General features: G+C 72.1%; 26 protein-coding genes. 19 read left to right on the top strand and 7 right to left on the bottom strand.

Features of this window, described 5'->3' with window-relative positions; all coding sequences use genetic code 11:
* Positions 1 to 178: 178 nt before the first annotated feature.
* The 8 genes from rapZ to ACLQ2U_RS05295 all read left to right on the top strand — a co-directional run bounded on the left by rapZ (position 179) and on the right by ACLQ2U_RS05295 (position 7,168).
* Entirely contained in the window at positions 179 to 1,075 is an 897-nt protein-coding gene (gene rapZ, locus ACLQ2U_RS05330) for an RNase adapter RapZ (protein ID WP_425749405.1), read from the top strand.
* Positions 1,072 to 2,034, top strand: a complete 963-nt coding sequence (locus tag ACLQ2U_RS05325) for a gluconeogenesis factor YvcK family protein (protein WP_425749404.1) — start codon at positions 1,072 to 1,074, stop codon at positions 2,032 to 2,034. The genes rapZ and ACLQ2U_RS05325 overlap by 4 nt, the downstream gene beginning before the upstream one ends.
* A 54-nt stretch (positions 2,035 to 2,088) precedes the next feature.
* Positions 2,089 to 3,069, top strand: coding sequence for a DNA-binding protein WhiA (whiA, locus tag ACLQ2U_RS05320; protein ID WP_425749403.1), 981 nt, complete (start codon positions 2,089 to 2,091; stop codon positions 3,067 to 3,069).
* Positions 3,070 to 3,332: 263 nt separating this feature from the next.
* A complete protein-coding gene (gene gap, locus ACLQ2U_RS05315) occupies positions 3,333 to 4,340 on the top strand; it encodes a type I glyceraldehyde-3-phosphate dehydrogenase (protein WP_425749402.1) in 1,008 nt (335 codons plus the stop codon).
* The gene (locus tag ACLQ2U_RS05310) at positions 4,337 to 5,536 is read left to right on the top strand and encodes a phosphoglycerate kinase (protein WP_425749401.1); all 1,200 of its coding nucleotides are present in this window, start codon (positions 4,337 to 4,339) and stop codon (positions 5,534 to 5,536) included. The genes gap and ACLQ2U_RS05310 overlap by 4 nt, the downstream gene beginning before the upstream one ends.
* Positions 5,536 to 6,327, top strand: coding sequence for a triose-phosphate isomerase (gene tpiA, locus ACLQ2U_RS05305; RefSeq protein WP_425749400.1), 792 nt, complete (start codon positions 5,536 to 5,538; stop codon positions 6,325 to 6,327). The genes ACLQ2U_RS05310 and tpiA overlap by 1 nt, the downstream gene beginning before the upstream one ends.
* A 95-nt stretch (positions 6,328 to 6,422) precedes the next feature.
* Positions 6,423 to 6,683, top strand: a complete 261-nt coding sequence (secG, locus tag ACLQ2U_RS05300) for a preprotein translocase subunit SecG (RefSeq protein WP_425749399.1) — start codon at positions 6,423 to 6,425, stop codon at positions 6,681 to 6,683.
* Positions 6,684 to 6,823: 140 nt separating this feature from the next.
* Positions 6,824 to 7,168: an RNA polymerase-binding protein RbpA gene (locus tag ACLQ2U_RS05295; RefSeq protein ID WP_425749398.1), complete on the top strand. Its 345-nt coding sequence runs from the start codon at positions 6,824 to 6,826 to the stop codon at positions 7,166 to 7,168.
* Between the two features lie 48 nt (positions 7,169 to 7,216).
* Here ACLQ2U_RS05295 and pgl read toward each other — a convergent pair whose 3' ends face one another.
* From pgl to tkt, 6 genes are all read right to left on the bottom strand, one after another.
* On the bottom strand, positions 7,217 to 7,987 hold the full coding sequence (gene pgl / locus ACLQ2U_RS05290; RefSeq protein ID WP_425749397.1) for a 6-phosphogluconolactonase: 771 nt from the start codon (positions 7,985 to 7,987) through the stop codon (positions 7,217 to 7,219).
* 119 nt (positions 7,988 to 8,106) lie between these two features.
* On the bottom strand, positions 8,107 to 9,123 hold the full coding sequence (locus ACLQ2U_RS05285) for a glucose-6-phosphate dehydrogenase assembly protein OpcA (RefSeq protein WP_425749396.1): 1,017 nt from the start codon (positions 9,121 to 9,123) through the stop codon (positions 8,107 to 8,109).
* Positions 9,124 to 9,154: 31 nt separating this feature from the next.
* The gene (zwf, locus tag ACLQ2U_RS05280) at positions 9,155 to 10,705 is read right to left on the bottom strand and encodes a glucose-6-phosphate dehydrogenase (RefSeq protein ID WP_425749731.1); all 1,551 of its coding nucleotides are present in this window, start codon (positions 10,703 to 10,705) and stop codon (positions 9,155 to 9,157) included.
* A gap of 2 nt (positions 10,706 to 10,707) precedes the next feature.
* Entirely contained in the window at positions 10,708 to 12,354 is a 1,647-nt protein-coding gene (locus ACLQ2U_RS05275) for a glucose-6-phosphate isomerase (protein WP_425749395.1), read from the bottom strand.
* Positions 12,355 to 12,430: 76 nt separating this feature from the next.
* Entirely contained in the window at positions 12,431 to 13,609 is a 1,179-nt protein-coding gene (gene tal / locus ACLQ2U_RS05270) for a transaldolase (RefSeq protein WP_425749394.1), read from the bottom strand.
* 16 nt (positions 13,610 to 13,625) lie between these two features.
* Positions 13,626 to 15,764 (bottom strand): transketolase, encoded by a 2,139-nt coding sequence (tkt, locus tag ACLQ2U_RS05265; protein WP_425749393.1) that lies wholly within the window; start codon positions 15,762 to 15,764, stop codon positions 13,626 to 13,628.
* Positions 15,765 to 16,053: 289 nt separating this feature from the next.
* On the opposite strand from tkt, the gene ACLQ2U_RS05260 reads away from it, so the two are divergent.
* The 3 genes from ACLQ2U_RS05260 (at position 16,054) to ACLQ2U_RS05250 (ending at position 18,513) form a co-directional block, all read left to right on the top strand.
* Entirely contained in the window at positions 16,054 to 17,013 is a 960-nt protein-coding gene (locus tag ACLQ2U_RS05260; RefSeq protein WP_425749392.1) for a heme o synthase, read from the top strand.
* A 240-nt stretch (positions 17,014 to 17,253) separates the two neighbouring features.
* Positions 17,254 to 17,586, top strand: a complete 333-nt coding sequence (locus tag ACLQ2U_RS05255; RefSeq protein ID WP_425749391.1) for a hypothetical protein — start codon at positions 17,254 to 17,256, stop codon at positions 17,584 to 17,586.
* 6 nt (positions 17,587 to 17,592) lie between these two features.
* Positions 17,593 to 18,513 carry an ATP-grasp domain-containing protein gene (locus tag ACLQ2U_RS05250; protein ID WP_425749390.1) on the top strand — a complete coding sequence of 307 codons (921 nt, stop codon included), beginning with the start codon at positions 17,593 to 17,595 and terminating at the stop codon, positions 18,511 to 18,513.
* A 52-nt stretch (positions 18,514 to 18,565) separates the two neighbouring features.
* On the opposite strand, the gene ACLQ2U_RS05245 is transcribed toward ACLQ2U_RS05250, so the two are convergent.
* Entirely contained in the window at positions 18,566 to 19,528 is a 963-nt protein-coding gene (locus tag ACLQ2U_RS05245) for a COX15/CtaA family protein (RefSeq protein WP_425749389.1), read from the bottom strand.
* A 98-nt stretch (positions 19,529 to 19,626) separates the two neighbouring features.
* On the opposite strand from ACLQ2U_RS05245, the gene ACLQ2U_RS05240 reads away from it, so the two are divergent.
* The 8 genes from ACLQ2U_RS05240 to ACLQ2U_RS05205 all read left to right on the top strand — a co-directional run bounded on the left by ACLQ2U_RS05240 (position 19,627) and on the right by ACLQ2U_RS05205 (position 26,340).
* Positions 19,627 to 20,382 (top strand): helix-turn-helix transcriptional regulator, encoded by a 756-nt coding sequence (locus tag ACLQ2U_RS05240; RefSeq protein WP_425749388.1) that lies wholly within the window; start codon positions 19,627 to 19,629, stop codon positions 20,380 to 20,382.
* Complete coding sequence (gene sufB / locus ACLQ2U_RS05235) at positions 20,379 to 21,809, top strand: Fe-S cluster assembly protein SufB (RefSeq protein WP_425749387.1); 1,431 nt, start codon at positions 20,379 to 20,381, stop codon at positions 21,807 to 21,809. The genes ACLQ2U_RS05240 and sufB overlap by 4 nt, the downstream gene beginning before the upstream one ends.
* Positions 21,810 to 21,894: 85 nt before the next feature.
* Complete coding sequence (gene sufD, locus ACLQ2U_RS05230) at positions 21,895 to 23,043, top strand: Fe-S cluster assembly protein SufD (protein ID WP_425749386.1); 1,149 nt, start codon at positions 21,895 to 21,897, stop codon at positions 23,041 to 23,043.
* Positions 23,043 to 23,369: a non-heme iron oxygenase ferredoxin subunit gene (locus tag ACLQ2U_RS05225; protein WP_109820754.1), complete on the top strand. Its 327-nt coding sequence runs from the start codon at positions 23,043 to 23,045 to the stop codon at positions 23,367 to 23,369. The genes sufD and ACLQ2U_RS05225 overlap by 1 nt, the downstream gene beginning before the upstream one ends.
* The gene (gene sufC / locus ACLQ2U_RS05220) at positions 23,369 to 24,142 is read left to right on the top strand and encodes a Fe-S cluster assembly ATPase SufC (RefSeq protein WP_425749385.1); all 774 of its coding nucleotides are present in this window, start codon (positions 23,369 to 23,371) and stop codon (positions 24,140 to 24,142) included. The genes ACLQ2U_RS05225 and sufC overlap by 1 nt, the downstream gene beginning before the upstream one ends.
* A gap of 19 nt (positions 24,143 to 24,161) precedes the next feature.
* Positions 24,162 to 25,466, top strand: coding sequence for a cysteine desulfurase (locus ACLQ2U_RS05215; protein WP_425749384.1), 1,305 nt, complete (start codon positions 24,162 to 24,164; stop codon positions 25,464 to 25,466).
* Entirely contained in the window at positions 25,466 to 25,942 is a 477-nt protein-coding gene (gene sufU, locus ACLQ2U_RS05210; protein ID WP_425749383.1) for a Fe-S cluster assembly sulfur transfer protein SufU, read from the top strand. The genes ACLQ2U_RS05215 and sufU overlap by 1 nt, the downstream gene beginning before the upstream one ends.
* Positions 25,939 to 26,340, top strand: coding sequence for a metal-sulfur cluster assembly factor (locus ACLQ2U_RS05205; RefSeq protein ID WP_425749382.1), 402 nt, complete (start codon positions 25,939 to 25,941; stop codon positions 26,338 to 26,340). The genes sufU and ACLQ2U_RS05205 overlap by 4 nt, the downstream gene beginning before the upstream one ends.
* Positions 26,341 to 26,446: the final 106 nt, after the last annotated feature.

Genomic DNA, 26,446 nt, shown 5'->3' with positions numbered 1-26,446 from the left:
GCGGCCGCCCGTCCGGGAATGCCGCGCCGGGCGCGGCTGCTTGCCCCAGGGGCGGTGTGCCGACCGACACCGGTACCGGTCGGAAGGGTGGAAACCGATCGACGCCGCCCGGCGGGATAGAGTCGCTGACTGACCACGCGGGCGTACCGGACGCGGCGGGACGGCATGGGGGTAGTGGGTGAGCGAGGCGCGGACGGACGGCGGCACGGCGGAATCGGACACCACCCTGGTGGTGGTCACCGGGCTCTCCGGCGGCGGCCGTAGCACGGTGGCCCGGGCCCTGGAGAACGTCGGCTACTACGTGGTCGACAACCTGCCCCAGGCGCTGATGCTCGACATGGCCGAGCTGGCGGTCAAGGCCGGCGGCGCGGCCCGGCGTACGGCGATGGTGCTGGACGTGCGCTCGCGGGCCTTCTCCACCGACCTGGCCGGGGCGATCCGCGAGCTCAAGGACCGCGGCTTCTCCCCCCGGGTGGTCTTCGTCGACGCCGACGACGAGGTGCTGATCCGCCGGTTCGAGAGCGTCCGCCGCTCGCATCCCCTGCAGGGCGAGGGGCGGCTGGCCGACGGCATCGCCGTCGAGCGCGCCCTGCTCGAGGAGGCCCGGGACCTGGCCGACGTGATCATCGACACCAGCCACCTCAACGTCAACCAGCTCCGCCGCCGGGTCGAGGAGCTGTTCGGCGGCGAGGACGCCCGCCGGCTGCGGGTCACCGTGCTCTCCTTCGGGTTCAAGTACGGCCTGCCGCCGGACGCCGACTTCGTGCTCGACGCCCGCTTCCTGCCCAACCCGTACTGGGTGCCGGAGCTGCGCGAGCACACCGGGCGGGAGGAGGCGGTCAGCGCGTACGTGCTGGGCCAGGAGGGCGCGGACGCGTTCGTGGCCGGGTACGCCGACCTGGTCAACGCCACCACCGTCGGGTTCGAGCGGGAGGGCAAGCGCTACCTGACCGTGGCGGTCGGCTGCACCGGCGGCAAGCACCGCAGTGTGGCGATCGCCGAGGAACTGGCCGGCCGGCTGCGCCAGTCCGGGCTCGCCGCCAACGCGCAGCACCGGGACCTGGGGCGGGAATGACGGCGACGAAGGTGGTCGCCTTCGGCGGGGGGCACGGCCTCTCCGCCAAGCTGCGCGCACTGCGGCACTGCGCCCCGGAACTCGACCTCGACATCACCGCGGTGGTCACCGTCGGCGACGACGGCGGCTCCAGCGGTCGGCTGCGCGCCGAGCGCGGCGGCCTGCCCCCGGGCGACCTGCGGCAGGCCCTCGTGGCGCTGGCCGGCGACCACCCGGCCACCCGGCGCAGCGCCGGCCTGTTCCAGCACCGGTTCGCCGGCGGCGTCGGCGACGGGCTGGCCGGGCACGCGGTGGGCAACCTGGTGCTCTGCGGCCTGATCGAGCAGCTCGGCGACCCGGTGGCCGCACTGGAGCATGCCGGCGCGATGCTCGGCACGGTCGGTCGGGTGCTGCCGATGTCCCGCCAGCCGGTCGGCATCGAGGCCCGGGTCCGCGGCGCCGACCCGGACCGCCCCGACGAGGTACGCACCGTGCGTGGCCAGCACCAGGTCGCGGTGAGCACCGGCCGGGTGGAGTCGCTGCGACTCACCCCCGACGCCCCGGAGCCGTGCGACGAGGCGGTGGAGGCGATCTCCGCGGCCGACTGGCTGATCTTCGGGCCGGGCAGCTGGTACACCAGCGTGCTGCCGCACCTGCTGGTCCCGGGGCTGGCCGCCGCGATCGTCGCCAGTCCGGCCCGCCGGCTGGTCACGCTCAATCTGGCGGCCGAGAAGGAGACCCTCGGGCTCTCCGCGGCCGACCACCTGGCCGCCCTGCACTGGTACCTTCCGCCGCTCACGGTGGACTACGTGTTGGCCGATTCCAAGGCGGTGGGTGATCCCGAACCGGTCGGACGTGCGGCAGAATCGCTGGGTGCCCGGCTGGTCCTTGCCCCCGTCGCCGTCACCGACGGTTCGCCCCGTCATGATCCGGCCGCCCTGGGCGCCGCGCTGGTGCCTGTCCTGGGCGCCGATCGTTAAGCACCTACGTAATCACCGGCGACACGCCGGTACCGGTCCGTGAGGGGGCGCAGAATGGCGATGACGGCTGCGGTCAAGGACGAGCTGAGTCGGGTCGACGTGCCCAAGCCCTGCTGCCGTCGGGCGGAGATGGCGGCGCTGCTGCGCTTCGCCGGCGGGCTGCACATCGTCTCCGGGCGGGTGGTGGTCGAGGCCGAGCTGGACACCGGGGCGGTGGCCCGCCGGCTGCGCCGGGAGGTCGCCGAGGTGTACGGCTACCCCAGCGAGATCCACGTGCTCGCCTCGGGCGGGCTGCGCAAGGGCAGCCACTTCATCGTCCGGGTGGTCAAGGACGGCGAGGCCCTCGCCCGGCAGACCGGCCTGCTGGACGTGCGCGGCCGACCGGTGCGCGGTCTGCCGCCGCACGTGGTGGCGGCGAACGTCTGCTGCGCGGTGTCGGCCTGGCGGGGCGCGTTCATGGCGCACGGCTCGCTGACCGAGCCCGGCCGGTCCAGCGCGCTGGAGATCACCTGCCCCGGTCCGGAGTCCGCGCTCGCCCTGGTCGGCGCGGCCCGCCGGATGGGCATCTCCGCCAAGAACCGCGAGGTGCGCGGGGTGGACCGGGTGGTGGTCAAGGACGGCGACGCGATCGCCGCGCTGCTCACCCGCATCGGCGCGCACTCCAGCGTGCTGGCCTGGGAGGAGCGCCGGGTCCGCCGCGAGGTCCGGGCCACCGCGAACCGGCTGGCCAACTTCGACGACGCCAACCTGCGCCGCTCGGCCCGCGCCGCGGTGGCCGCCGCCGCCCGGGTGACCCGGGCGCTGGAGATCCTCGCCGACGACGCCCCCAACCACCTGACCTCGGCCGGCCAGCTGCGGCTGGAGCACCGGCAGGCCTCGCTGGAGGAACTGGGTGCGCTGGCCGACCCGCCGCTGACCAAGGACGCCATCGCGGGGCGGATCCGCCGGCTGCTGGCGCTGGCCGACAAGCGGGCCCGCGACCTGGGCATCCCGGATACCGAAGCGGCAGTCACGCCGGACATGCTCGTGGTCTGATAGGACGGTGGGGCCCCGCGGTGCGACCCGGATCACCACCCGGCGCAGCGCGGCGCCGCGCGCTCGGATAAGGTCGCTGCGTACGGCAAGGGGGCCGGCACAGGCACTTCTCGCCGTGCTCACCGCCTCGGGCGGTCAGGTCCTTGAGACCGCGGCGGGGTGGCCGAGATGAACCGTCAACGGCCGGCTCCAACGGTCGGCGCACACACCTCCGCCGGCCCGGGTCTGACGCCGGCGGACCAGAACGCGAGGAGATGGGACCTGTGACCATCCGGGTTGGCATCAACGGCTTCGGCCGGATCGGCCGTAACTTCTTCCGGGCAGTGCTGGCGTCCGGCGCTGACATCGAGGTCGTGGCGGTCAACGACCTGACCGACAACGCGACGCTCGCCCACCTTGTCAAGTACGACAGCATCCTGGGTCGCCTCCCGCACGAGGTCAAGGCCACCGCCGACGAGATCACCGTGGGCGGCAAAACCATCAAGGTGTACGAGGAGAAGGACCCGGCGAAGCTGCCGTGGGGCGAGGTCGGCGTGGACGTGGTGATCGAGTCCACCGGCTTCTTCACCGACGCCACGAAGGCGAAGGCGCACATCGACGGCGGGGCCAAGAAGGTCATCATCTCCGCCCCGGCGAAGAACGAGGACTTCACGGTCGTGATGGGCGTCAACCACGACCAGTACGACCCGGCCAAGCACACCATCATCTCCAACGCCTCCTGCACCACCAACTGCCTCGCCCCGATGGCGAAGGTCCTGCAGGACACGTTCGGCGTGCAGCAGGGTCTGATGACGACCATCCACGCGTACACCCAGGACCAGAACCTCCAGGACGCGCCGCACAAGGACCTGCGCCGCGCCCGGGCCGCCGCGCTGAACATCGTCCCGACCTCGACCGGCGCCGCCAAGGCGATCGGCCTGGTCCTGCCGGGGCTCAAGGGCAAGCTGGACGGCTACGCGCTGCGGGTGCCGATCCCGACCGGCTCCACCACCGACCTGACCGTCACCGTCGGCCGCGAGACCACCGTGGACGAGGTCAACGCCGCGATGAAGGCCGCCGCCGCCGACGGTCCGCTCAAGGGCATCCTGGTCTACAACGAGGACCCGATCGTCTCCTCGGACATCGTCACCGACCCGGCGTCCTGCATCTTCGACGCGCCGCTGACCAAGGTCGTCGGCAACCAGGTCAAGGTCGTCGGCTGGTACGACAACGAGTGGGGCTACTCCAACCGCCTGGTGGACCTGGTCAAGCTGGTGGGTCAGTCGCTGTGAGCATCCGTACCCTCGACGACCTGCTGGCAGAGGGGGTGTCGGGTCGGCGTGTGCTGGTGCGTGCCGACCTGAACGTCCCGCTCGACAAGCAGACCGGTGAGATCACCGACGACGGGCGCATCCGTGCGGTGCTGCCGACGCTGGGCGCGCTGACCGAGGCCGGCGCCAAGGTCGTGGTCTGCGCGCACCTGGGCCGCCCGAAGGGCGCGCCGGACCCGCAGTACAGCCTCCGCCCGGTCGCCGGGCGGCTCGGCGAGCTGCTCGGCGCGCCGGTGCACGTCGCCGAGGACACCGTCGGCGACTCCGCCCGGTCCACCGTGGACCAGCTGTCCGACGGCCAGGTCGCCCTGCTGGAGAACCTCCGCTTCAACAAGGGGGAGACCAGCAAGGACGACGCCGAGCGGGGGGCCTTCGCCGACCAGCTCGCCGCCTTCGGCGAGGCCTACGTGGACGACGCCTTCGGCGCCGTGCACCGCAAGCACGCCAGCGTGTACGACGTGCCGGCCCGGCTGCCGCACGTGGCCGGCCGGCTGGTGCTGCGCGAGGTCGAGGTGCTCGGCAAGCTGACCGGCGAGCCGGAGCGCCCGTACGTGGTGGTGCTGGGCGGTTCCAAGGTCTCCGACAAGCTGGCCGTGATCGAGGCGCTGCTGCCGAAGGTCGACCGGCTGCTCATCGGCGGCGGGATGTGCTTCACCTTCCTCAAGGCCCAGGGCCACGAGGTGGGCACCTCGCTGCTGGAGGAGGAGATGGTCGAGACCTGCGGCAACCTCCTGGAGCGGTCCGGCGGCAAGATCATGCTCCCGGTCGACGTGGTGGCCGCGGACGCGTTCGCCCCGGACGCCGCGCACGACACCGTGCGCGCCGACGGCATCCCGAGCCACCGGGTCGGGCTGGACATCGGCCCGGAGACGGTGGCCGGCTTCGCCGCCGCGTTGTCCCAGGCGAAGACGGTCTTCTGGAACGGCCCGATGGGCGTGTTCGAGATGCCGGCGTTCGCCAACGGCACCCGCGGGGTCGCCGAGGCGATCACGAAGACCGACGCGTTCACTGTCGTCGGTGGCGGTGACTCCGCCGCCGCGGTGCGGGCGCTGGGGCTGGACGAGTCGTCCTTCGGGCACATCTCCACCGGTGGCGGCGCCTCCCTGGAATACCTGGAGGGCAAGACCCTCCCCGGCATCGCGGCCCTGGAGAACTGATGGCGAGCACCACCCGCCGGCCGCTGATGGCCGGCAACTGGAAGATGAACCTGAACCACCTCGAGGCCAACCTGCTGGTGCAGAAGCTGGCCGCGAGCCTCACCGAGAAGCAGCTCACCGAGGTGGAGACGGTGGTCCTGCCACCCTTCACCGACCTGCGTACGGTGCAGACCGCGGTGGACGGCGACAAGCTGCTGATCGGCTACGGCGGGCAGGACCTGTCGCCGTACCAGTCGGGCGCCTACACCGGGGACATCTCCGGGCCGATGCTGGCCAAGCTGGGCTGCACGTACGTGGTGGTCGGGCACTCCGAGCGGCGCGCCCACCACTACGAGGACGACGCGATCGTCAACGCCAAGGTGGCGGCGGCGCTGGCCAACGGGCTCACCCCGATCCTCTGCATCGGCGAGGGCCTGGAGATCAGGGAGCAGCTGCGGCACGTGCCGCACTGCTGCGACCAGCTCGACGGCGCCCTGCGCGGGCTCACCGCGGAGCAGGTCGCCAAGGTCGTCGTGGCGTACGAGCCGGTCTGGGCGATCGGCACCGGCAAGACGGCGACCCCGGAGGACGCCCAGGAGGTCTGCGGCGAGGTCCGCAAGCGGCTGGTCGAGACCTTCGACCAGAGCACCGCCGACCAGGTCCGGATCCTCTACGGCGGGTCGGTCAAGTCGTCGAACGTCGCCGCGATCATGGTCCAGCCGGACGTGGACGGGGCCCTGGTCGGCGGCGCCAGCCTGGACGCCGAGGAGTTCGCGAAGATCTGCCGGTTCCCGGAGCACACCGCCCGCTGATCGCTCGCTATCCTTGACTCCGCCCGTCCACCGGTCGGTGCCACCGTGCCCGATCTGTCCGGGCGAGGATCGTAACGAGAGGACTGACCCCAGCCATGCCGATCTGGTTCGCATACACGTTGATCGTGTTGCTGGTCATCACGAGCATCCTGCTCACCATGCTGATCCTGCTGCACCGAGGTAAGGGCGGCGGGTTGTCGAGCATGTTCGGCGGCGGCGTCAGCTCCAGCCTGGCCGGCTCGTCGGTGGCCGAGAAGAACCTGGACCGCTACACCGTTCTGGTGAGCATCGTCTGGTTCGCCTGCATCATCGGGCTCGGGCTCTGGCTCCGGCTCCAGCTCAACAGCGGGTCCTGAGCGGCTTCGCCAAGTCGTACAATCTGCGCGCGGTCCGTCACCCGACGGGCCGCGCGCAGTTCTTTTCGTCCCGCTGCACCGCGTCGCCGCCGCCCACCCCCCTGAGCGGCGGTCCCCTCCGACGACAGGAGCGAGCAGCCGTGCCCAGTGGCAACGTGATCCGCGGATCCCGGGTCGGATCCGCCCCGGAACGCCTCAGCGAACGGTACGAGCCGGCCCCGTGCCGCGCGGTGACCTACTGGTGCCGCAACGACCACGTCACCGAGATCAGGGTGGCGCTGGAGGCCGAGGAGCCGCCGCTCTGGGACTGCCCGCGCTGCGGCCTCCCCGCCGGCCGGGACGCCGAGAACCCGCCCGGGCGGGTCCGCCCCGAGCCGTACAAGACCCACCTGGCGTACGTGAAGGAGCGGCGCAGCCCCGCGGAGGGTGAGGCGATCCTGGCTGAGGCCCTCGCCGCGCTCCGCCAGCGCCGCGGCCGGGACTGACCCGCCGGAGCCCCGGTCCCATCCCGAACAGGGCTCCGCCGACGTCGGTCAGCGCAGGCTGCGCAGCCGGGGCGGCACGTCGGCCGCCGCCGGCCGGTCCAGCAGCCAGAGGGTACGCGCGATGCCCCGCACGCCGGCCGCCGGCAGCTGTACCGGGCCCGCCCCGGCCAGCGCCATGCCGACCGCCCGGGCCTTGTCGGCGCCGCTGGCCACCAGCCAGACCTCCTCGGCGGTGTTGATCGCCGGCAGGGTGAGCGTGGTACGCACCGGCGGCGGCTTCGGGGCGCCCCGTACCCCGCTGACCGGCCGGTTCTCGTGGTGCACCGGGTGCTCGGGAAAGACCGACGCCACGTGCCCGTCCTCACCGACGCCCAGCAGCAGGACGTCGAAGTGGGGGAGCGCGGCGTGCCCGGGGCGGGCCGCCCGGGCCAGTTCCTCGGCGTATCCGGCGGCGGCCGCCTCCGGGTCCGGCCCGGCCGGACCGTCGGAGGCCGGCATCGGGTGCACCCGCGCCGGGTCCAGCGGCACCCCGTCCAGCAGCGCCGCCCGCGCCTGGGTCTCGTTGCGCTCCGGGTCGCCGGCCGGCAGGAAGCGTTCGTCGCCCCACCAGATGTCCACCCGGGACCAGTCGACCGCGTCCCGGGCCGGCAGCGCGGCCACCGCCCGGTAGACGGCGGCGGCGATCCGCCCACCGGTCAGCACCACCGACGCCTGACCCCGTTCCGCCTGCGCATCGAGCAGCTTCACCACCAACCGGGCCGCCACCGCCTGCGCCAGCAGGTCGGGGTCGGCGTGGACGGCGACACTCGCCTCACTCATTCGTTGTGCCTTCGTTTCCGGACCGGCGTCGCGGTCCCTGGTCGTCGTGGCGGCACCCGTCGCGCCCCTCGACCGCTCACTCGGTGGGCGGACCGTGCCGGCCCGCCCACCGGTGGCCGTCAGGGGGTCGCGCTGGTGCCGGCGTGGGCGGTGACTCCGGCCTCGGCCCGCTGCGCGGTGGCCGGGTCCTTCCAGACGTGCACCCGATGGGCGGGGTGCTGGTCCAGGTTCGCCAGCCCGGCGGCGGCGCCGAGCGCCTCGGCGTACACCTGGTCGGCGTCGAGCCGGCGCAGCTCCTCGGCCAGTTCGTCGCCGAGCGGGCGGCGGACCAGCGGCAGGGCCCGGTCCTCCTGCCCGGTACGCCGGAACGTCGCCATGCTGTCCTCCCGGGTCAGCGTCAGCTCGTCGCCGTTGGCGCAGCGCAGCTGCACCTCGCGCATCCGGGGGAACTCGTCGGTCGGCTCCCACTGGGGCTCGATGCCGAGCCGGGCGGCGAGCCACCCGCGCATCAGCGCCGCGGTCGGATCGGTGCGCGGCGCCACCACGGTGGCCTCGGTGACCCGGGCCTCGGTGGTGTCGAACGCCCCGGCGACCAGGGAGCGCCACGGGGTGATCCGGGTCCACGCCAGGTCGGTGTCGCCCGGGGCGTAGTCCCGGGCCCGCTGCCGCAGCGCCTCGATCGGGTCGGTCGCCTGGGCGGCGTCGGTGATCCGGCGGTCGGCGACCACGCCGAGGAAGTCGGTCGCGATCTCCGCCGGCGGTTCGCCGTGCCACCAGGTGACCACCGGGACGTCCGGCACCAGCAGCGGCATCACCACGGACTCGGCGTGCAGGGCGAGCCGGCCGTACATCCGGGTCACCACCGCCTCGCACGGGCCCAGCCGGCCGCCGACCACGATCTCCGCGTCCAGCCGGTTGCGCTCCCGCTCCAGGTCGGCGCGGACGACGACCAGCAGCCGGCACGGGTGGGCGGCGGCGGCGATGGTCGCCGCCGCCTCCGCCTCGCGGACCCGCTTCTCGTCCACCACCACGATCAGCGTGAGCGCCATGCCGCTGGCCACCCCGCCCGCGCTGCGCCGCTCGGCGGCGAGTGCCTTGACCACCTCGTTACCGGTGGTGTCCCACAGCCCGATCAACGGAGCCTCCTGGTTCGCTCGCTGCGCTCTCTCACGCTCTCCGCCATGCCCGGCCCTCGCGGGCCAGCATCTCGTCGGCCGACCGCGGGCCCCACTCACCGGCCCGGTACGGCTCCGGCTTGGTGCCCTCCCAGGCGTGCTCGAGCGGGTCCACCGCCTGCCAGCTCTGCTCCACCTCGGCGGCGTCCGGGAAGAGCGTCCGGTCGCCGATCAGCACGTCCAGCACCAGGCGCTCGTACGCCTCGGGGCTGGACTCGGTGAACGCCTCGCCGTACTGGAAGTCCATCGCGATGTCGCGGACCTCCATCGCCGTGCCGGGCACCTTCGAGCCGAACTTCAGCACCACGCCCTCGTCCGGCTGGACCCGGATGACGAGCTGGTTGTTGCCGAGCATCTCCATGTCGGCGGGGTCGAACGGCAGGTGCGGCGCCTTCTTGAACATGATGGCGACCTCGGTCACCCGGCGGGGCAGCCGCTTGCCGGCGCGGATGTAGAACGGCACCCCCGCCCAGCGGCGGTTCTGGATGCCGAGCCGGACGGCGACGTAGGTCTCGGTGGTCGAGTCCTCCGGGACGCCCTCCTCCTCCAGGTAGCCGACCGCCCGCTCGCCGCCGACCCAGCCGGGGAGGTACTGCCCCCGGACGGTGTCCCGGTTGACGTCCTTCGGCAGGGTGATCGCCTTGAGCACCTTGAGCTTCTCGGTCCGGATCTCGTCGGCGTCGAAGCTGGTCGGCTCCTCCATCGCCACCAGGGCGAGCAGCTGGAGCAGGTGGTTCTGCAGCACGTCCCGGGCGGTGCCGACCGAGTCGTAGAAGGCGGCCCGGGTGCCGATGCCGCCGTCCTCGGCCATGGTGATCTGCACCGAGTCGACGTACTTGGAGTTCCAGAGCGGCTCGAACAGGTTGTTGGCGAACCGCAGGGCGAGGATGTTCTGGACCGTCTCCTTGCCCAGGTAGTGGTCGATCCGGAAGACGTCCTCACGGGTGAAGACGTCGTCGACCAGGTCGTTGAGCGCCTTGGCCGACGGCAGGTCGTTCCCGAACGGCTTCTCCACCACCACCCGGCGCCAGCCGCCGGACTTCGCGTTGTCGGCCATGCCGGTGCGGGCCAGCTGCTTGAGCACCACGGGGAACGCCGCCGGGGGGATGGAGAAGTAGAACGCGGCGTTGCCGTGGATGCCGTGGGTGTCGCGCAGCTCGTCGAGGACGACGGCGAGGTGGTCGAACGCGGCGTCGTCGTCGAACGAGCCGCCGACGAACTTGATGTTGCCGGCCAGCCGCGACCACACCTCCTCCCGCCAGGGGGTACGGGCGTGCTTCTTGGCCGCCTCGTGGGCCAGCGACTCGAAGTCGCCGTCGCCCCAGTCCCGCCGGGCGAAGCCCAGCACCATGAATCCGGGCGGCAGCAGCCCCCGGTTGGCCAGGTCGTAGACCGCCGGCATCAACTTCTTGCGCGCCAGGTCACCGGTCCCTCCGAAGATCACCAGAGCGCACGGCTCCGGGATCCGGGGCAGCCGCCGGTCCTGCACGTCGCGCAGCGGGTTCACGCCGCCTCCTCGCTCCGTCTGGTGCATGTCATCCATCGTCACGCCCGCCACCGTCCGATCGCATCCAGCAGCTGGGCCAGGCCGGTCGGCCTGTCGGTCAGGTGCAGCCGCAGCACCGGCCGGCCCCGGTCGACCAGCGCCTGCCGGTCACCGGCGGCCTGCGCCGCCTGCAGCTGCCCGAAGGAGTACGGGCGACCCGGCACCGAGAGATCAACCTCCACCGCACCGGTCAGCTGAAGATAACTGCCCACCGGGGGCCCGCCCTTGTGGTACTGCCCGGTGGAGTGCAGGAAACGCGGCCCCCAGCCGAAGGTCACCGGCCGTCCGGCCACCTCGGCGAGCAGTGGCCGCAGCCGCGCCGCGTCGGCGTCCGCGACCCGGTCCAGGTACGCCATGACGGCCAGGTAGCCCTCGCCGCCCACCCCGTCGACCAGCTGGCGCAGCGCGCCGGCCAGGTCGGTGGGGGCGCCGGGCAGGGCGTACACCTCGATCGCGCCGTCGGTGAACGACGGCGCCCGCGTCGGCGGGCCCTGCTCCAGGATCCGCCGGGTGTTCTCCTTGCTCTCGGCGACGTTCGGCTGGTCGAACGGGTCGACGCCGAGCACCGCCCCGGCCACCGCGGTGGCGTACTCCCAGGCCAGGAACTGCGCGCCGAGCGGGCCGTTCACCGCCAGGTCGGGGTCGACGCCGCCGCCGGGGACGTCCCCGGCGGTCAGCGCCCCGCCGTAGCTCACGGTCAGCACGTCCGGCCCGGTCGCGCCGGGGGCCCGGGGCGACTCGACGACCACCGGCAGGATGCCGCTGCCGGCCTTGCCGGTCGACTCGGCGAGCAGCTGCTCGACCCAGTCGCCCAGGCCGTCCAGGCCGGTGCCGTCGGGAACCAGGGCGACCGTGTCGCGCCCGGTGGTGGCCGCCGCGCCGAGGGCCGCGCCGAGCGCCAGGCCCGGATTGTCCCGGTCCCGGTCCAGCGAGGCCGCGAAGGACCCGGCGTCCTCGAGCAGCTCGACCACGCCGACCCCGGCCAGCGCCGCGGGGACCAGGCCGAACGCGGTCAGCGCCGCGTACCGCCCGCCCACCTCCGGGTCGGCCGGCAGCACCACCAGACCCATCTCGTTGGCGGTGGCCTCCAGCGGGGAGCCCGGGTCGGTCACCACCACGAAGTGCCGGGCGACCTCGGCCTCGGTCATCCCGGCGTCCAGGAACGCCTGCCAGTACGCCCGCCGGTGGCTGTCGGTCTCCACCGTCACGCCGGACTTGCTGGCCACCACCACCACGGTGCGTTCCAGCCGGTCGGCCAGGGTCGCTCGGACCCGGCCCGGGTCGGTGGTGTCGAGCACGGTCAGCGGCCGGCCCAGGGTCCGCGTGATGACCTCGGCGGCGAGCGACGAGCCGCCCATCCCGGCGAGCACCACGTGGTCCAGGTCGACCAGTTCCTCCGTCAGCTCGGCGAGCTGGGGAAGCAGCTCCAGGCTGCGGCGGTGGGTGTCCAGCCAGCCGAGGCGGATCCTCGCCTCCTCCTCGGCGTCCGGGCCCCAGAGCGTGGGGTCCCGCCGCGCCAGCCGGCCCGGGACGTCCCGGGCGACCAGCGCGTCCCGCACGGACGCGGGCGCGGACCGGTCGACCGCGCCCGCGCCGTACACGGCCAGCCCGGCGGCCCCCTCCGGGCTGGCCACCAGCTCGCTCACGTCGCCATCCCCGCCTGGTGGGCGACGGCGTGGAGCGCCACGGAGCGGAGCCCCGCGGCGCGTCCGACGCCCTTCGTCACGCGTTGCCCCCGGCCTGCGCGGCGGCCCGCGCGTTGCCCTTGGCGGCCTTGTTCGGGGCGCCGGCGCCCTTGGCCGCCTCGGCCAGCGACTTCTTCACCCCGTCGAGCAGCTCCAGCCAGCTGGCCGCGAACTTCTCCACGCCCTCCCGCTCCAGGACGGCGACCACGTCGGCCATGTCGACGCCGACCGCCTGCAGGTCGGCGAAGGCCTTCCGGGCCGCGTCGTACGACCCGGTGATGGTGTCGCCGCGGGTCTCGCCGTGGTCGGCGACCGCGTGGATCACCGACTCGGGCATGGTGTTGACCGTGCCCGGGGCGATCAGCTCCTCGACGTAGATCACGTCCCGGTAGTCCGGGTTCTTGGTCGAGGTGGACGCCCACAGCGGCCGCTGCGGGTGGGCGCCGGCGTCGGCCAGGGCCTGCCACCGGTCGGAGGAGAAGACCTCGCCGTAGCGCTCGTACGCCAGCTGGGCGTTGGCCACGGCGGCCTTGCCGCGCAGCGCCTTCGCCTCGTCGGAACCGATCTTCTCCAGCCGCTTGTCGACCTCGGTGTCGACCCGGGAGACGAAGAACGACGCGACCGACCCGATCTTGGAAAGGTCGTGCCCGTTCGCCTTCGCCTGCTCCAGGCCGGCCAGGAACGCCTCCATCACCTGCGAGTACCGGTCCAGTCCGAAGATCAGCGTCACGTTGACGCTGATCCCCTCGGCCAGGGTGGCGGTGATCGCCGGCAGGCCGGCCTCGGTGGCCGGGATCTTGATGAAGAGGTTGGGCCGGTCGATCAGCCACCACAGCGCCCCGGCCTCGGCGACGGTCTTCTGCGTCTCGTGGGCCAGCCGCGGGTCCACCTCGATGGAGACCCGGCCGTCCACCCCGGCGGTCGCGTCGTACGCCGGCCGCATCACGTCACAGGCCCACCGCACGTCGTACGTGGTGAGCATGCGGACGGCCTCCTCGACGTCCACCCCACGGGTGGCGAGGTCCTTCAGTTGCCAGTTGTACTCGTCCGCGTCGCTCAGCGCCTTCGCGAAGATGGTCGGGTTGGACGTCACCCCGACCAGGTGCTTCTCTCGGCGCAGCTGGTCCAGCCCGCCGGAGCTCAGTCGCGTCCGGGAAAGATCGTCGAGCCAGATCGCCACACCCGCGGCGCTGAGCTCACCCAGCCTGTCCGTCATGCCGTTCACGCTCCCCTCAGTTGCCGGTCGTGAAACCGGTGATGTCGCCCACCCGGGTCAGCGCCGCGTGCGCGGCGGCCACGATCCGGTCGGGGGTGAACCCGAGCTGCTCGAAGAGCACGGTGTGTGGGGCGCTGGCGCCGTAGTGCTCCAGGCTCACGCTCTCGCCGCACTCGCCGACGATCGCGTGCCACGACATGGCGATGCCCGCCTCCACGCTCACCCGTGCCTTTACCCCGCGCGGCAGGACCGACTCCCGGTACGCCTCGTCCTGCGCGTAGAACCATTCCTGGCAGGGCATCGAGACGACCCGGGTGGGGGTGCCGTCGGCCTCCAGCCGCTCCCGGGCGGTGAGGCAGAGCTGCACCTCGGAGCCGGTGCCGACGATGATCACCTGCGGCTTGCCGGTGGACGCCTCGGCCAGCACGTAGCCGCCCCTGACGACGCCCTCCGCGCCGGCCAGCTGCTTCCGGTCCAGGGTCGGCAGCGCCTGGCGGCTGAGCGCCAGCGCGGTCGGCCGGTCGGTGTGCTCCAGCGCCTGCCGCCAGACCCAGGCGGTCTCGTTGGCGTCGGCCGGGCGGACCACGTCCAGGCCGGGGATGGCGCGCAGCGCGGTCAGGTGCTCCACCGGCTGGTGGGTCGGGCCGTCCTCGCCGAGGCCGATCGAGTCGTGCGTCCAGACGTAGACCACCGGCAGCTTCATCAGCGCGGCGAGCCGCACCGAGGGGCGCATGTAGTCGCTGAACACCAGGAAGGTGCCGCCGTACGGGCGGGTGCCGCCGTGCAGGGCGATGCCGTTGAGGATGGCGCCCATGGCGTGCTCACGGATGCCGAAGTGCAGCGTGCGGCCGTACTCGTGGCCCGGGAAGTCCTTGGTGGCGTGGACGGCCGGGATGAACGACGGCTCGCCCTTCATGGTGGTGTTGTTGCTCTCCGCCAGGTCGGCCGAGCCGCCCCAGAGCTCGGGCAGCACCGGGGCGAGCGCCTCCAGCACCTTGCCGGAGGCGGCCCGGGTGGCCACGCCCTTGGCGTCGGCGGGGAAGGTCGGCAGCGCGTCGGTCCAGCCCTCCGGGAGCACCCGGCCGGCCATCCGGTCGTAGAGCGCCTTGCGCTCCGGGTTCGCCCCGGCCCAACCGTCGAACGCCTGCTGCCACTCCTGCTGGGCGGCCCCGCCGCGGTTGAGCACCTGGCGGGCGTGGCCGAGCACCTCCTCGTCGACCTCGAAGCTCTTGGCCGGGTCGAAGCCGAGAATCTGCTTGGTGGCGGCCACCTCGTCGCCGCCGAGCGCCGAGCCGTGGATCTTGCCGGTGTTCTGCTTGTTCGGCGCGGGCCAGCCGATGATGGTGCGCAGCGCGATGAAGGAGGGGCGGCCGGTCTCCGTCTTGGCGGCCAGCAGCGCCTGGTAGAGCGCCTCGGCATCCTCGTGGTAGTCGCCCTGGTCGGCGTCGCCGGTACGCCAGTCCACCGTCTGCACGTGCCAGCCGTACGCCTGGTAGCGGGCCGCGACGTCCTCGCTCTTGGCGATCCGGGTGTCGTCCTCGATCGAGATCTCGTTGTCGTCGTAGATCACCGTGAGGTTGCCCAGCTGCTGGTGCCCGGCGAGCGAGCTGACCTCGTGGGAGATGCCCTCCTCGATGTCGCCGTCCGAGACGATGCACCAGATGTCGTGGTCGAAGACCGACCCGCCCGGCTCGCTCTCCGGGTCGAAGAGGCCGCGCTCGCGGCGGGCTGCCATCGCCATGCCGACCGCGTTGCCCAGGCCTTGGCCGAGCGGGCCGGTGGTGGTCTCCACGCCCGGAGTGTGGCCGTGCTCGGGGTGGCCCGGGGTGAGGGAGCCCCACTGCCGCAGTGACTTCAGGTCCCCGAGGCTCAGCGGGTAGCCGGAGAGGAAGAGCTGGATGTAGAGGGTCAGGCTGGAATGCCCGGCGGAGAGCACGAACCGGTCCCGGCCGGGCCAGTTCGGGTCGGCCGGGTTGTGCCGCATGACCCGGTTGAAGAGCAGGTACGCCGCGGGCGCGAGGCTCATCGCGGTGCCCGGGTGACCGTTGCCGGATTTCTCCACGGCGTCCATGGCCAGCACGCGGACGGTGTCGACGGCCCGGCGGTCGAGGTCGGACCAGTTGAGTGCGGGGTGCTCGGGTGGGTTGGCAGCCACGATGGTTGTGCTCCTCGGCAGATGGGCGGAACCCTCACTGATGACCCTATCGAGCGGCCCTAAACGTCCGCCCGGGGATCTGTGCACGGTGTTACGTACGTGTCGGGCCGATCGACCGTTCAGCCGGGCAGCTCACCGGGCCGGGACGGGCGGGGTGTGACGGCCCGCACCGTTGTCGGGTCGGCCGGGCAGCCAAAACGACGACGCGTAGTCTGTGGGGCGGTATCTGGACCCTGCCCCGGGCCCGGCCGACCCGATCTCCCCTGCCGACGCCGGAAGGTGGCAATCCGTGAGCATGATCACCGAGCGCCCCGTCAGCGACCCTTCCGGGCAACCGCCGGTGCGCACGGTGGCCGAGGGGTCGGCGCGAGGCCGCCGGGACGCCCGCGCGGTGGTCGCGGCGTACGTCGCCCTGACCAAGCCGCGCATCGTCGAGCTGCTGCTGGTCACCACCGTGCCGGCGATGATGCTCGCCGACGGCGGCATGCCGTCGCTGTGGCTGGTGGCCGTGGTGCTGGTCGGCGGCTCGCTCGCCGCCGGCGCGGCGAGCGTCCTCAACTGCTACATCGACCGGGACATCGACCAGCTGATGCGGCGGACCAAGCGTCGCCCGCTGCCGGCGCACACCGTGTCGCCGCGCAGCGCGCTGGTCTTCGGGCTGGTCCTGGCGGTGGTCTCGATCGCCCTGATGGCGACGTTCACCAACCTGCTGGCCACCGGGCTGACCCTGGCGGCGATCGCCTACTACGACGTCGTCTACACGCTCTGGCTCAAGCGCACCACCACGGCGAACACCTTCTGGGGTGGAGCCTGCGGCGCGGCGCCGGTGCTGATCGGCTGGGCGGCGGTCACCGGCTCGCTGGCGCCGCAGGCCTGGGCGCTCTTCGCGGTGGTCTTCTTCTGGCAGATGCCGCACTTCTACCCGCTCGCCATGAAGTACAAGGACGACTACGCCCGGGCCGGCATCCCGATGCTCCCGGTGGTCGCCTCCGCGCGCCGGGTCAACGCCGAGATCCTGATCTTCGCCTGGCTCACCGTGCTGACCTCGCTGGCGCTCTGGCCGATGGGGATGAGCGCGATCTACGGCGTACCGACCCTGGTGGTCGGCGGCATCTTCCTCGTGGAGGCGCACAAGCTCTGCCGCCGGGTGGTCCGGGGCGATGCGGTCAAGCCGATGCGGCTGTTCCACTGGTCGACCACCTACCTGACCATTCTCTTCGCCGCCGTCGCCCTCGACGCGCTGATTTGAGCGGCCCGTCCGGCCTGTTCACGGGCCGTCGGGTGTGAATTTTCCGATTCTTTTTCCGGTCCCGTACGACTGTCTCAAGTCGGACACACGGGGGCGTAGCGGCCCGCCCGTTTTGGGCTCGCTTAACCGACATGTCTGGGCAATTCACCTGTGGTCTTCCTTAAACCCATAGGTAATTGGCATCACAAAAGGTTCACCGTTCTCGCGCGTACGGGTGGATGTCTGCTTAGGCTTCGCGTCATGGCAGAAGGTTCCGATACGACGCTGACGGCTGAGCAGACCACCGAGCACGCCCCCAACGGGCTGGTTTCGGGTATCAAGTCGTTCGCCGCCGGCCACGGTGGCGCGAAGGCGGTCATCGAGTACGTCGGCAAGCGCGGCGCGCGGATCGTCCTCGTCGGCGAGGACGGGGTGTGGGCCGACCAGTTCGCGGACGACACCGTCGTCGCGCGGCAGGCTTGCGCCAAGGCGGGAGTCACCGTCGAGAACGCGTGGGAGCGTGAACTGATGGACCAGATGCGTCCGAGCAACGACCTGTGGCGGTCCATGGGCCGGCGCACGATGGCCCGTTGACATAAATTGACCAACCACCACCAGTCGACCCGGGGGAAACCCCGGGTCGCTCTCGTCACCTGTGACCGGCTCGCCGAGCTCGACCCGGACGACCGGCTCGTCCTCGCCCCGCTCGCTGACCGCGGCGTCCACACCGAGACCGTCGTCTGGGACGACCCGGCCGTCGACTGGGCGGGCTACCACCTCGTCGTGCTCCGGTCCCCCTGGGACTACGCGCTGCGCCGCGACGAGTTCGTCGCCTGGGCCCGGACCGTGCCGGCCCTGGTCAACCCGGCCGACGTGGTCGCCTGGAACACCGACAAGCGGTACCTGGGCGAGCTCTCCGTCGCCGGCGTGCCGACCGTGCCGACCTCCTGGGTCGCCCCGGGCGGGTCCTGGACGCCCCCGGCCACCGACGGCGAGTACGTCATCAAGCCGGCGGTCAGCGCGGGCAGCCAGGACACCGGGCGGTACGACCTGGCCGACCTGGAGCACCGCGAGCTGGCGGCCGCCCACGTGCGGCGGCTGTCGGAGGCGGGCCGGCACACCATGGTGCAGCCGTACCTGACCGCCGTCGACACGGCGGGGGAGACCGCCCTGCTCTTCCTGGCCGGTCCCGGGGGGCTCGCGTTCAGCCACGCGATCCGTAAGGGCCCGATGCTGACCGGCCCGGACCGCGGCGTCGAGGAGCTCTACAAGGCCGAGGAGATCACCGCCCGCACCGCCACCGACGACCAGCTGGCGGTCGCGGAGAAGGTGCTGGCCGCGGTGCCGGGCGGGGCGGAGCGGCTGCTCTACGCCCGGGTGGACCTCATCCCCGGCCCGGACGGCGCGCCGGTCCTGGTGGAGCTGGAGCTCACCGAGCCGTCGCTGTTCATCGGGTACGCCGACGGCGCCCCCGACCGCCTGGCCGACGCCATCCTGACCCACCTCCGCCGCCCAGCCTGACCCGCGGGCGGGTGCGCCGACACCCTTGGCGGTGACGGCGCGGCGCGGCGGGTCAGGCGATGGCGGCGACGGGTTCCTCGGCGGGGGTCGCGGTCGGGGCGGGGTCGACCGGGCGGCGTTCGCGGGTCGACCAGAGCACCGACAGGGTGGCCAGCAGCACCAGGCAGGAACCGAGCATGTGCGCGCCGACCAGCATCGCCGGCAGGTGGGTGAAGTACTGCACGAAGCCGACCAGCCCCTGGGACAGCTCCACCGCGACCAGCACCACGGCGGCCCGGGCCGGGCCGGCGGCGCCGACCGCGCGGAACGCGAAGACCAGCGCCACTGAGAGGCCGATCAGCAGGAACACCGCGTCCGCGTGCACCTGGGAGATCTGCTCCGGGTCCAGGCCGTTGCGGGCCGCGCCGTGGTCGCCGGCGTGTGGACCGCTGCCGGTGACCCAGGTCCCCACCACCAGCACCGCCACGCTGACCACGGTGGTGATCGCCGCGAGGGCGCGCAGCGGGGCGGGCACCACGGGCACCGCCGGGCCGTCCGGGTCCTTGATCCGCCGCCAGAGCGCGTACGTGGCCGCGATCACCGCCATCGAGGCGAGGAAGTGCAGCCCGACCACCCACGGGTTCAGGTTGGTCAGCACGGTGATGCCCCCGAGCGCCGCCTGGGCCGGGATGCCGAGGAACACCGCCACCGCCAGCCCCAGCAGCCCCTTGCGTCGCGGCCGGTACTCCAGCACCGCCAGCACCGTGGCCAGCGCGATGAACCCGACGACGAAGGTGAGCAGCCGGTTGCCGTACTCGATCACCCCGTGCACGCCCATCTCGGCGGTGGCGTGGTAGGACTCGTCGGTGCACCGGGGCCAGGTCGGGCAGCCCAGACCGGACGCGGTGAGCCGGACCGCCCCACCGGTCACGACGATGGCCACGTTCGCCACGATCGAGGCGTACGCGAGGCGGCGCAGCAGGGTGGCGGAGACCGGGAACCGGACGGATCGCTTCACGGAGCGAATCCTACGCACTGTAGTGGACCACGATCGGATGACTCCGCCGCACCGGTGTTCCGGATCACCGGGACCCGGGTTTGCGGCCCCCGGACGAATTACGTAACGTTGGCGTTGTGAAAAACGCGGTGGAGCTCTCCGGGCACCTGCCGGCGACCGGGACGGTCGCCGGTACTGCCGCGTCCACCGATCTTTCCACCCGGGACCGGGTGACCCAGCTGCTGCTGGAGCAGGGGGCGGCCACCGCCGCCCAGGTCGGTTCGGCGCTCGGGCTCAGCCCGGCGGCGATCCGCCGGCACCTGGACGCCATGCTCGCCGACGGCGACGTCGTCGCCCGGGAGCAGACGGTCCGGGGCAGCCGCGGTCGGGGGCGCCCGGCCAAGGTGTTCCTGCTGACCGACGCGGCCCGGGTCCGCTGTGGCACCCATCACTACGACAACATGGCCACCGCCGCCCTGCGCTGGATCGCCGGCAACGGCGGGCCGAAGGCGGTCGCGGCGTTCGCCGCCGACCAGGTGGCCGCCCTGGAGGCCCGGTGCCGGGCCGCCATGGAAGGCGCCGGCGACGATCCGATGGCCCGGGCGGAGGCGCTCGCCGGAGCGCTCACCGCGGAGGGTTACGCTGCCAACGCGTCCACGATCGCCTCCGGCGGCCAGCTCTGTCAGCACCACTGCCCGGTGGCGCACGTGGCCGCCGAGTTTCCCCAGCTGTGCGAGGCCGAGACCGCGGTGATCTCCCGCCTGGTCGGCACCCACGTGCAGCGCCTGGCCACCATCGCGCACGGCGACGGGGTGTGCACCACGCACATCCCCGCCCAGCCGGGGCGCGCCCAGTCCGGTAGAACCGTCACCACTGTGAGGACAGATAGATGACCGAGCAGATCGTCCAGCCCCTGACCCAGGATGAGCAGCTCGCCGCCCTGGGTAGCTACGAGTACGGCTGGGCCGACCCCGACCTTGCCGGGTCGGTCGCCCAGCGCGGCCTCAGCGAGGCGGTGGTTCGGGACATCTCGGCCAAGAAGAACGAGCCGGCCTGGATGCTTGACCTGCGGCTGAAGGGCCTGCGGCTGTTCGGCCGTAAGCCGATGCCGGCGTGGGGCGCCGACCTCTCCGGGATCGACTTCGACAACATCAAGTACTTCGTCCGGTCCACGGAGAAGCAGGCCACCTCCTGGGAGGAGCTGCCCGAGGACATCAAGAACACCTACGACCGGCTGGGCATCCCCGAGGCCGAGAAGCAGCGGCTGGTCGCCGGTGTCGCGGCGCAGTACGAGTCCGAGGTGGTCTACCACAAGATCCGTGAGGACCTTGAGGAGCAGGGCGTCCTCTTCCTGGACACCGACACCGCGCTGCGCGAGCACGAGGACGTCTTCAAGGAGTACTTCGGCACGGTGATCCCGGTCGGCGACAACAAGTTCGCCGCGCTGAACACCTCCGTCTGGTCCGGCGGCTCGTTCATCTACGTGCCCAAGGGCGTGCAGGTGGAGATCCCGCTGCAGGCCTACTTCCGGATCAACACGGAGAACATGGGCCAGTTCGAGCGGACGCTGATCATCGTCGACGAGGGTGCGTACGTGCACTACGTCGAGGGCTGCACCGCGCCGATCTACTCCTCCGACTCGCTGCACAGCGCCGTGGTGGAGATCATCGTCAAGAAGAACGCGCGCTGCCGGTACACGACCATCCAGAACTGGTCGAACAACGTCTACAACCTGGTCACCAAGCGCGCCGTCTGCCACGAGGGCGCGACCATGGAGTGGGTCGACGGCAACATCGGCTCCAAGGTCACCATGAAGTACCCGGCGGTCTACATGACCGGCGAGCACGCCAAGGGCGAGGTGCTCTCGGTGGCCATGGCCGGCCAGGGTCAGCACCAGGACGCCGGCGCCAAGATGGTGCACGCCGCGCCGCACACCTCCTCCACCATCGTGTCGAAGTCGATCGCCCGGGGCGGCGGCCGCACCTCGTACCGCGGCCTGGTCCAGGTGCTGGAGGGCTCGCACCACAGCCGGAGCACGGTCAAGTGCGACGCGCTGCTGGTCGACACCATCTCCCGCTCGGACACCTACCCGTACGTCGACATCCGTGAGGACGACGTGTCCATGGGGCACGAGGCGACCGTCTCCAAGATCAGCGATGACCAGCTCTTCTACCTGATGAGCCGCGGTCTGAGCGAGGACGAGGCGATGGCGATGATCGTGCGCGGCTTCATCGAGCCGATCGCCAAGGAGCTCCCGATGGAGTACGCCCTGGAGCTCAACCGCCTGATCGAGCTCCAGATGGAGGGCGCGGTCGGCTGACGCCGCCGCCCCGTCGGGCGGGTCGGTCCGCCGGCCCGCTCACCAGGCCCCAGACACCGTCGTCGCAGAACAGACCAAGGAAGAAATGACTACCCAGGCTTCCGCGCCGCCCAGCACCAAGTCGCAGGCGCTGCGCTCGTACGACGTCGCTGACTTCCCGGCCCTCACCGGCCTGGAGGAGGAGTGGCGCTTCACCCCGCTCAAGCGCCTCCGCGGCCTGGCCACGGCGGACACCGCGGCCGCCACCGGTCGGGGCGTCACCGTGGAGCACCCGCGCCTGCCGGCCGGGGTGTCGGTGCGGCTCGTCGAGCCGACCGACGCCAGCGTCGCGTCGGTGCTGGTGCCGGTCGACCGGATCAGCGCGCTGGCCCACGGCGGGGCGGCGCGGGTCGCACTGGTCGAGGTGGCGGCCGAGGCCGTGGTGTCCGAGCCGGTGGTCGTGCGGCTGCTGGGCGCGTTCCCCGAGGAGCTCTCCTTCGCCCGGACCCAGGTCCAGGTGGGTCGGTTCGCGGAGGCCACGGTCGTGTTCTCCCAGGAGGGCTCGGCCACGCTGGCCGACAACGTCGAGGTGACGGTCGCCGAAGGGGCCAAGCTGACCCTGGTCACCGTGGCCGACTGGGCGCCCGACGCGGTGCAGGCGCAGCACATCAAGATCAAGCTTGGTCGGGACGCCCGGGTGGTGCACGTCCAGGTGAGCCTCGGCGGCGACCTGGTCCGGCAGTTCACCTCGGTGGAGTACACCGGCCGGGGCGGCGAGGCCGAGCTGTACGGCGTCTACTTCGCCGACGGCGGCCAGCACCTGGAGCACCGGCAGCTGGTCGACCACAGCGTGCCGGACTGCCGCAGCTACGTCGGCTACCGGGGCGCCCTGCAGGGCGAGGACGCGCACACCGTCTGGGTGGGCGACGTGCTGATCCGCGCCGAGGCGACCGGCACCGACTCGTACGAGATCAACCGGAACCTGCTGCTCTCCGACGGTGCCCGGGCGGACTCCGTACCCAATCTGGAGATCGAGACCGGCGAGATCGCCGGCGCCGGTCACGCCAGCGCGACCGGCCGCTTCGACGACGAGCAGCTGTTCTACCTGATGGCCCGGGGTATCCCGGAGAGCGAGGCCCGCCGCCTGGTGGTCCGCGGCTTCTTCGCCGAGCTGATCAACAAGATCCCGGTGGAGTCGCTGCGCGAGCGCCTCGGCGACGCGATCGAGGCCCGGCTGACCAAGGCCGGCGCCTGATGATCCGAATCTGCTCCACCGAGGACGTGCCGAAGGGGACCGCGATCAGCGCGGACGTCGACGGCACCCCGATCGCGCTGGTGCACGGCGAGGACGGCGAGTTCTACGCCGCCTACGACGAGTGCTCGCACGCCTCGGTCGCCCTCTCCGAGGGTGAGGTCGACGGCTGCACGCTGGAGTGCTGGCTGCACGGCTCGCGCTTCGACCTGCGCACCGGGCAGCCCTCCGGGCTGCCGGCCACCGAACCCGTACCCGTCTACCCCGTCGAAGTCCGCGACGGCGACATCTACCTCAGCCTGACGCCGAGTAATGGAGTGACCCGATAATGAGCACCCTGGAGATCCGCGACCTGAAGGTGTCGGTCAAGCTGCCCGAGGGTGAGCTCAAGCCGATCCTGGCCGGTGTCGACCTGACCGTGAAGTCGGGCGAGACCCACGCGATCATGGGCCCGAACGGCTCCGGCAAGTCCACCCTGGCGTACTCGATCGCCGGCCACCCGAAGTACGAGATCACCGGCGGCTCGGTGACCCTCGACGGCGAGGACGTGCTGGCCATGTCCGTCGACGAGCGGGCCCGCGCCGGCCTCTTCCTGGCCATGCAGTACCCGGTCGAGGTCCCCGGCGTCTCGGTGGCCAACTTCCTGCGGACCGCCAAGACCGCCATCGACGGCGAGGCGCCGAAGCTGCGCACCTGGGGCGGCGAGCTGCGGGCCGCCATGGAGCGGCTGCAGATGGACCCGGCGTTCGCCCAGCGCAACGTCAACGAGGGCTTCTCCGGCGGTGAGAAGAAGCGGCACGAGATCGTGCAGCTGGAGCTGCTCAAGCCGAAGATCGCCATCCTCGACGAGACCGACTCCGGCCTCGACGTCGACGCGCTGCGCGTGGTCAGCGAGGGCGTCAACCGGGTCCGCGACACCGGCGACACCGGCGTGCTGCTGATCACTCACTACACCCGGATCCTGCGCTACATCAAGCCCGACTTCGTGCACGTCTTCATCGCCGGCCGGATCGTCGAGCAGGGCGGCCGGGAGCTGGCCGACAAGCTCGAGGAAGAGGGCTACGAGCGGTACGCCGCCGGGGCCGGTTCGGCGCAGGCCTGACACGACAGGGGCCGCTGAGATGACCACCATCGCGATCCCCGAGGGGATGCCGCAGTACGACGACGTGCCGCGTTTCGACGTGGCTACGGTGCGCGCCGACTTCCCGATCCTCGACCGGGAGGTCAACGGGCACCGGCTGGTCTATCTCGACAGCGCCAACACCTCGCACAAGCCGCGGCAGGTGCTCGACGTGCTCGCCGAGCATTACGCCATGCACAACGCCAACGTGTCGCGCTCGGTGCACACCCTGGGCACCGAGGCGACCGAGGCGTACGAGGGGGCCCGGGCGAAGATCGCCGCGTTCATCAACGCGCCGAGCGTGGACGAGGTGGTGTTCACCAAGAACGCCACCGAGGCGATCAACATCGTGGCGTACGCGTTCTCCAACGCCTCGCTGCGACCCGACGCCGACCCGCGGTTCCGGCTCGGCCCGGGCGACGAGATCGTGATCTCCGAGATGGAGCACCACTCGAACATCGTCCCGTGGCAGCTGCTGGCCGAGCGGACCGGCGCGACCCTGCGCTGGTTCCCGGTCACCGAGCACGGCCGGCTGGACGAGTCGGGGCTGGAGGAGCTGGTCACCGAGCGGACGAAGATCGTCTCGCTGGTGCACACCTCCAACATCCTCGGCACGGTCAACGCCACCGGCCGGATCACCCAGCGGGTCCGCGAGGTGGGCGCGCTGCTCCTGCTCGACTGCTCGCAGTCGGTGCCGCACATGCCGATGGACGTGGTCGACTACGACGCCGACTTCATCGCCTTCACCGGGCACAAGATGTGCGGTCCGACCGGCGTCGGCGTGCTCTGGGGCCGCGGCGAGCTGCTCGCCGCGATGCCTCCGGTGTTCGGCGGCGGCTCGATGATCGAGACGGTGTCGATGGCCCGGTCGACGTTCGCCGCGCCGCCGGCCCGGTTCGAGGCGGGCACCCCGCCGATCGCCGAGGCGGTCGCGCTCGGCGCGGCGGTGGACTACCTCAGCGGCATCGGGATGCGGGCCATCCAGTGGCACGAGAAGGAGCTGACCGCGTACGCGCTGGACGCCCTCGCCACCGTGCCGGGCCTGCGGGTCTTCGGTCCGTCGGTGCCGGTCGGACGGGGCGGGACCATCTCGTTCGCGCTCGGCGACGTGCACCCGCACGACGTGGGGCAGGTGCTTGACTCGCTCGGCGTGCAGGTCCGGGTGGGGCACCACTGCGCGAAGCCGGTGTGCACCCGGTTCGGCGTACCGGCCATGACGCGAGCCTCGTTCTACCTGTACACCACCACGGAGGAGATCGACGCCCTGGTGGCGGGTCTCGAGCAGGTGCGGAAGGTGTTCGACTGATGCAGCTCGACCAGCTCTACCAGGAGATCATCCTGGACCACTACAAGCACCCGCACGGCCGTGGCCTGCGCGACGCCGACGACCCGGACGCCCGGGTCGCCGAGGCGCACCACGTCAACCCGACCTGCGGTGACGAGATCACCGTACGGGTGGCCACCGACGGCGACACGCTCGAGGACATCTCGTACGACGGCATGGGCTGCTCGATCAGCCAGGCGTCGGCGAGTGTGCTGCACGAGCTGCTGCGCGGTCGGGGCGCGGGGGAGGCGTTCGCCGTGCACGAGGCGTTCGTCGAGTTGATGTCCGGCCGTGGCCAGGTCACGCCGGACGAGGACGTGCTCGGTGACGGGGTGGCGTTCGCGGGTGTCGCCCGCTACCCCGCCCGGGTCAAGTGCGCGCTGTTGCCGTGGATGGCGTTCAAGGACGCCGCGGCACGCGCCGGCGTGGGCGTGAGCCCGACGGAGGTGAAGGCATGAGTTCTGAGGAGATCGCCGCCACGGCGGGCGGCGCGGTGGCGGAAGCCGGCGCGGCCACCCCGGCCACCGGGGGCAAGGCCGCCGTCGCCGACATCGAGGAGGCGATGAAGGACGTCGTCGACCCCGAGCTGGGCATCAACGTGGTCGACCTCGGCCTGGTGTACGGCGTGCACGTCGACGACGAGAACGTCGCCACCCTGGACATGACGCTGACCTCGGCGGCCTGCCCGCTGACCGACGTGATCGAGGACCAGACCCGGCAGGCGCTGACCACCGGCCCCGGCGGCGGACTGGTCAACGACATCCGGATCAACTGGGTCTGGCTCCCGCCATGGGGGCCGGACAAGATCACCGACGAGGGGCGCGACCAGCTCCGTTCGCTCGGCTTCAACGTCTGACCGGCGCTCCGGTCACCATCGGGCGCGGCACCCACCCGGGTGCCGCGCCCGACGCGTCCACGCCGCTCGCGCCGGCGAGGGTGATCTTGCGGGGTGCGGGTGCGGT

The organism is Micromonospora sp. DT47 (assembly GCF_049844475.1).
Lineage (GTDB): Bacteria > Actinomycetota > Actinomycetes > Mycobacteriales > Micromonosporaceae > Micromonospora.
Note: the sequence above shows the minus strand (reverse complement) of the source record. Positions and strands in the feature narration are given on the sequence as shown.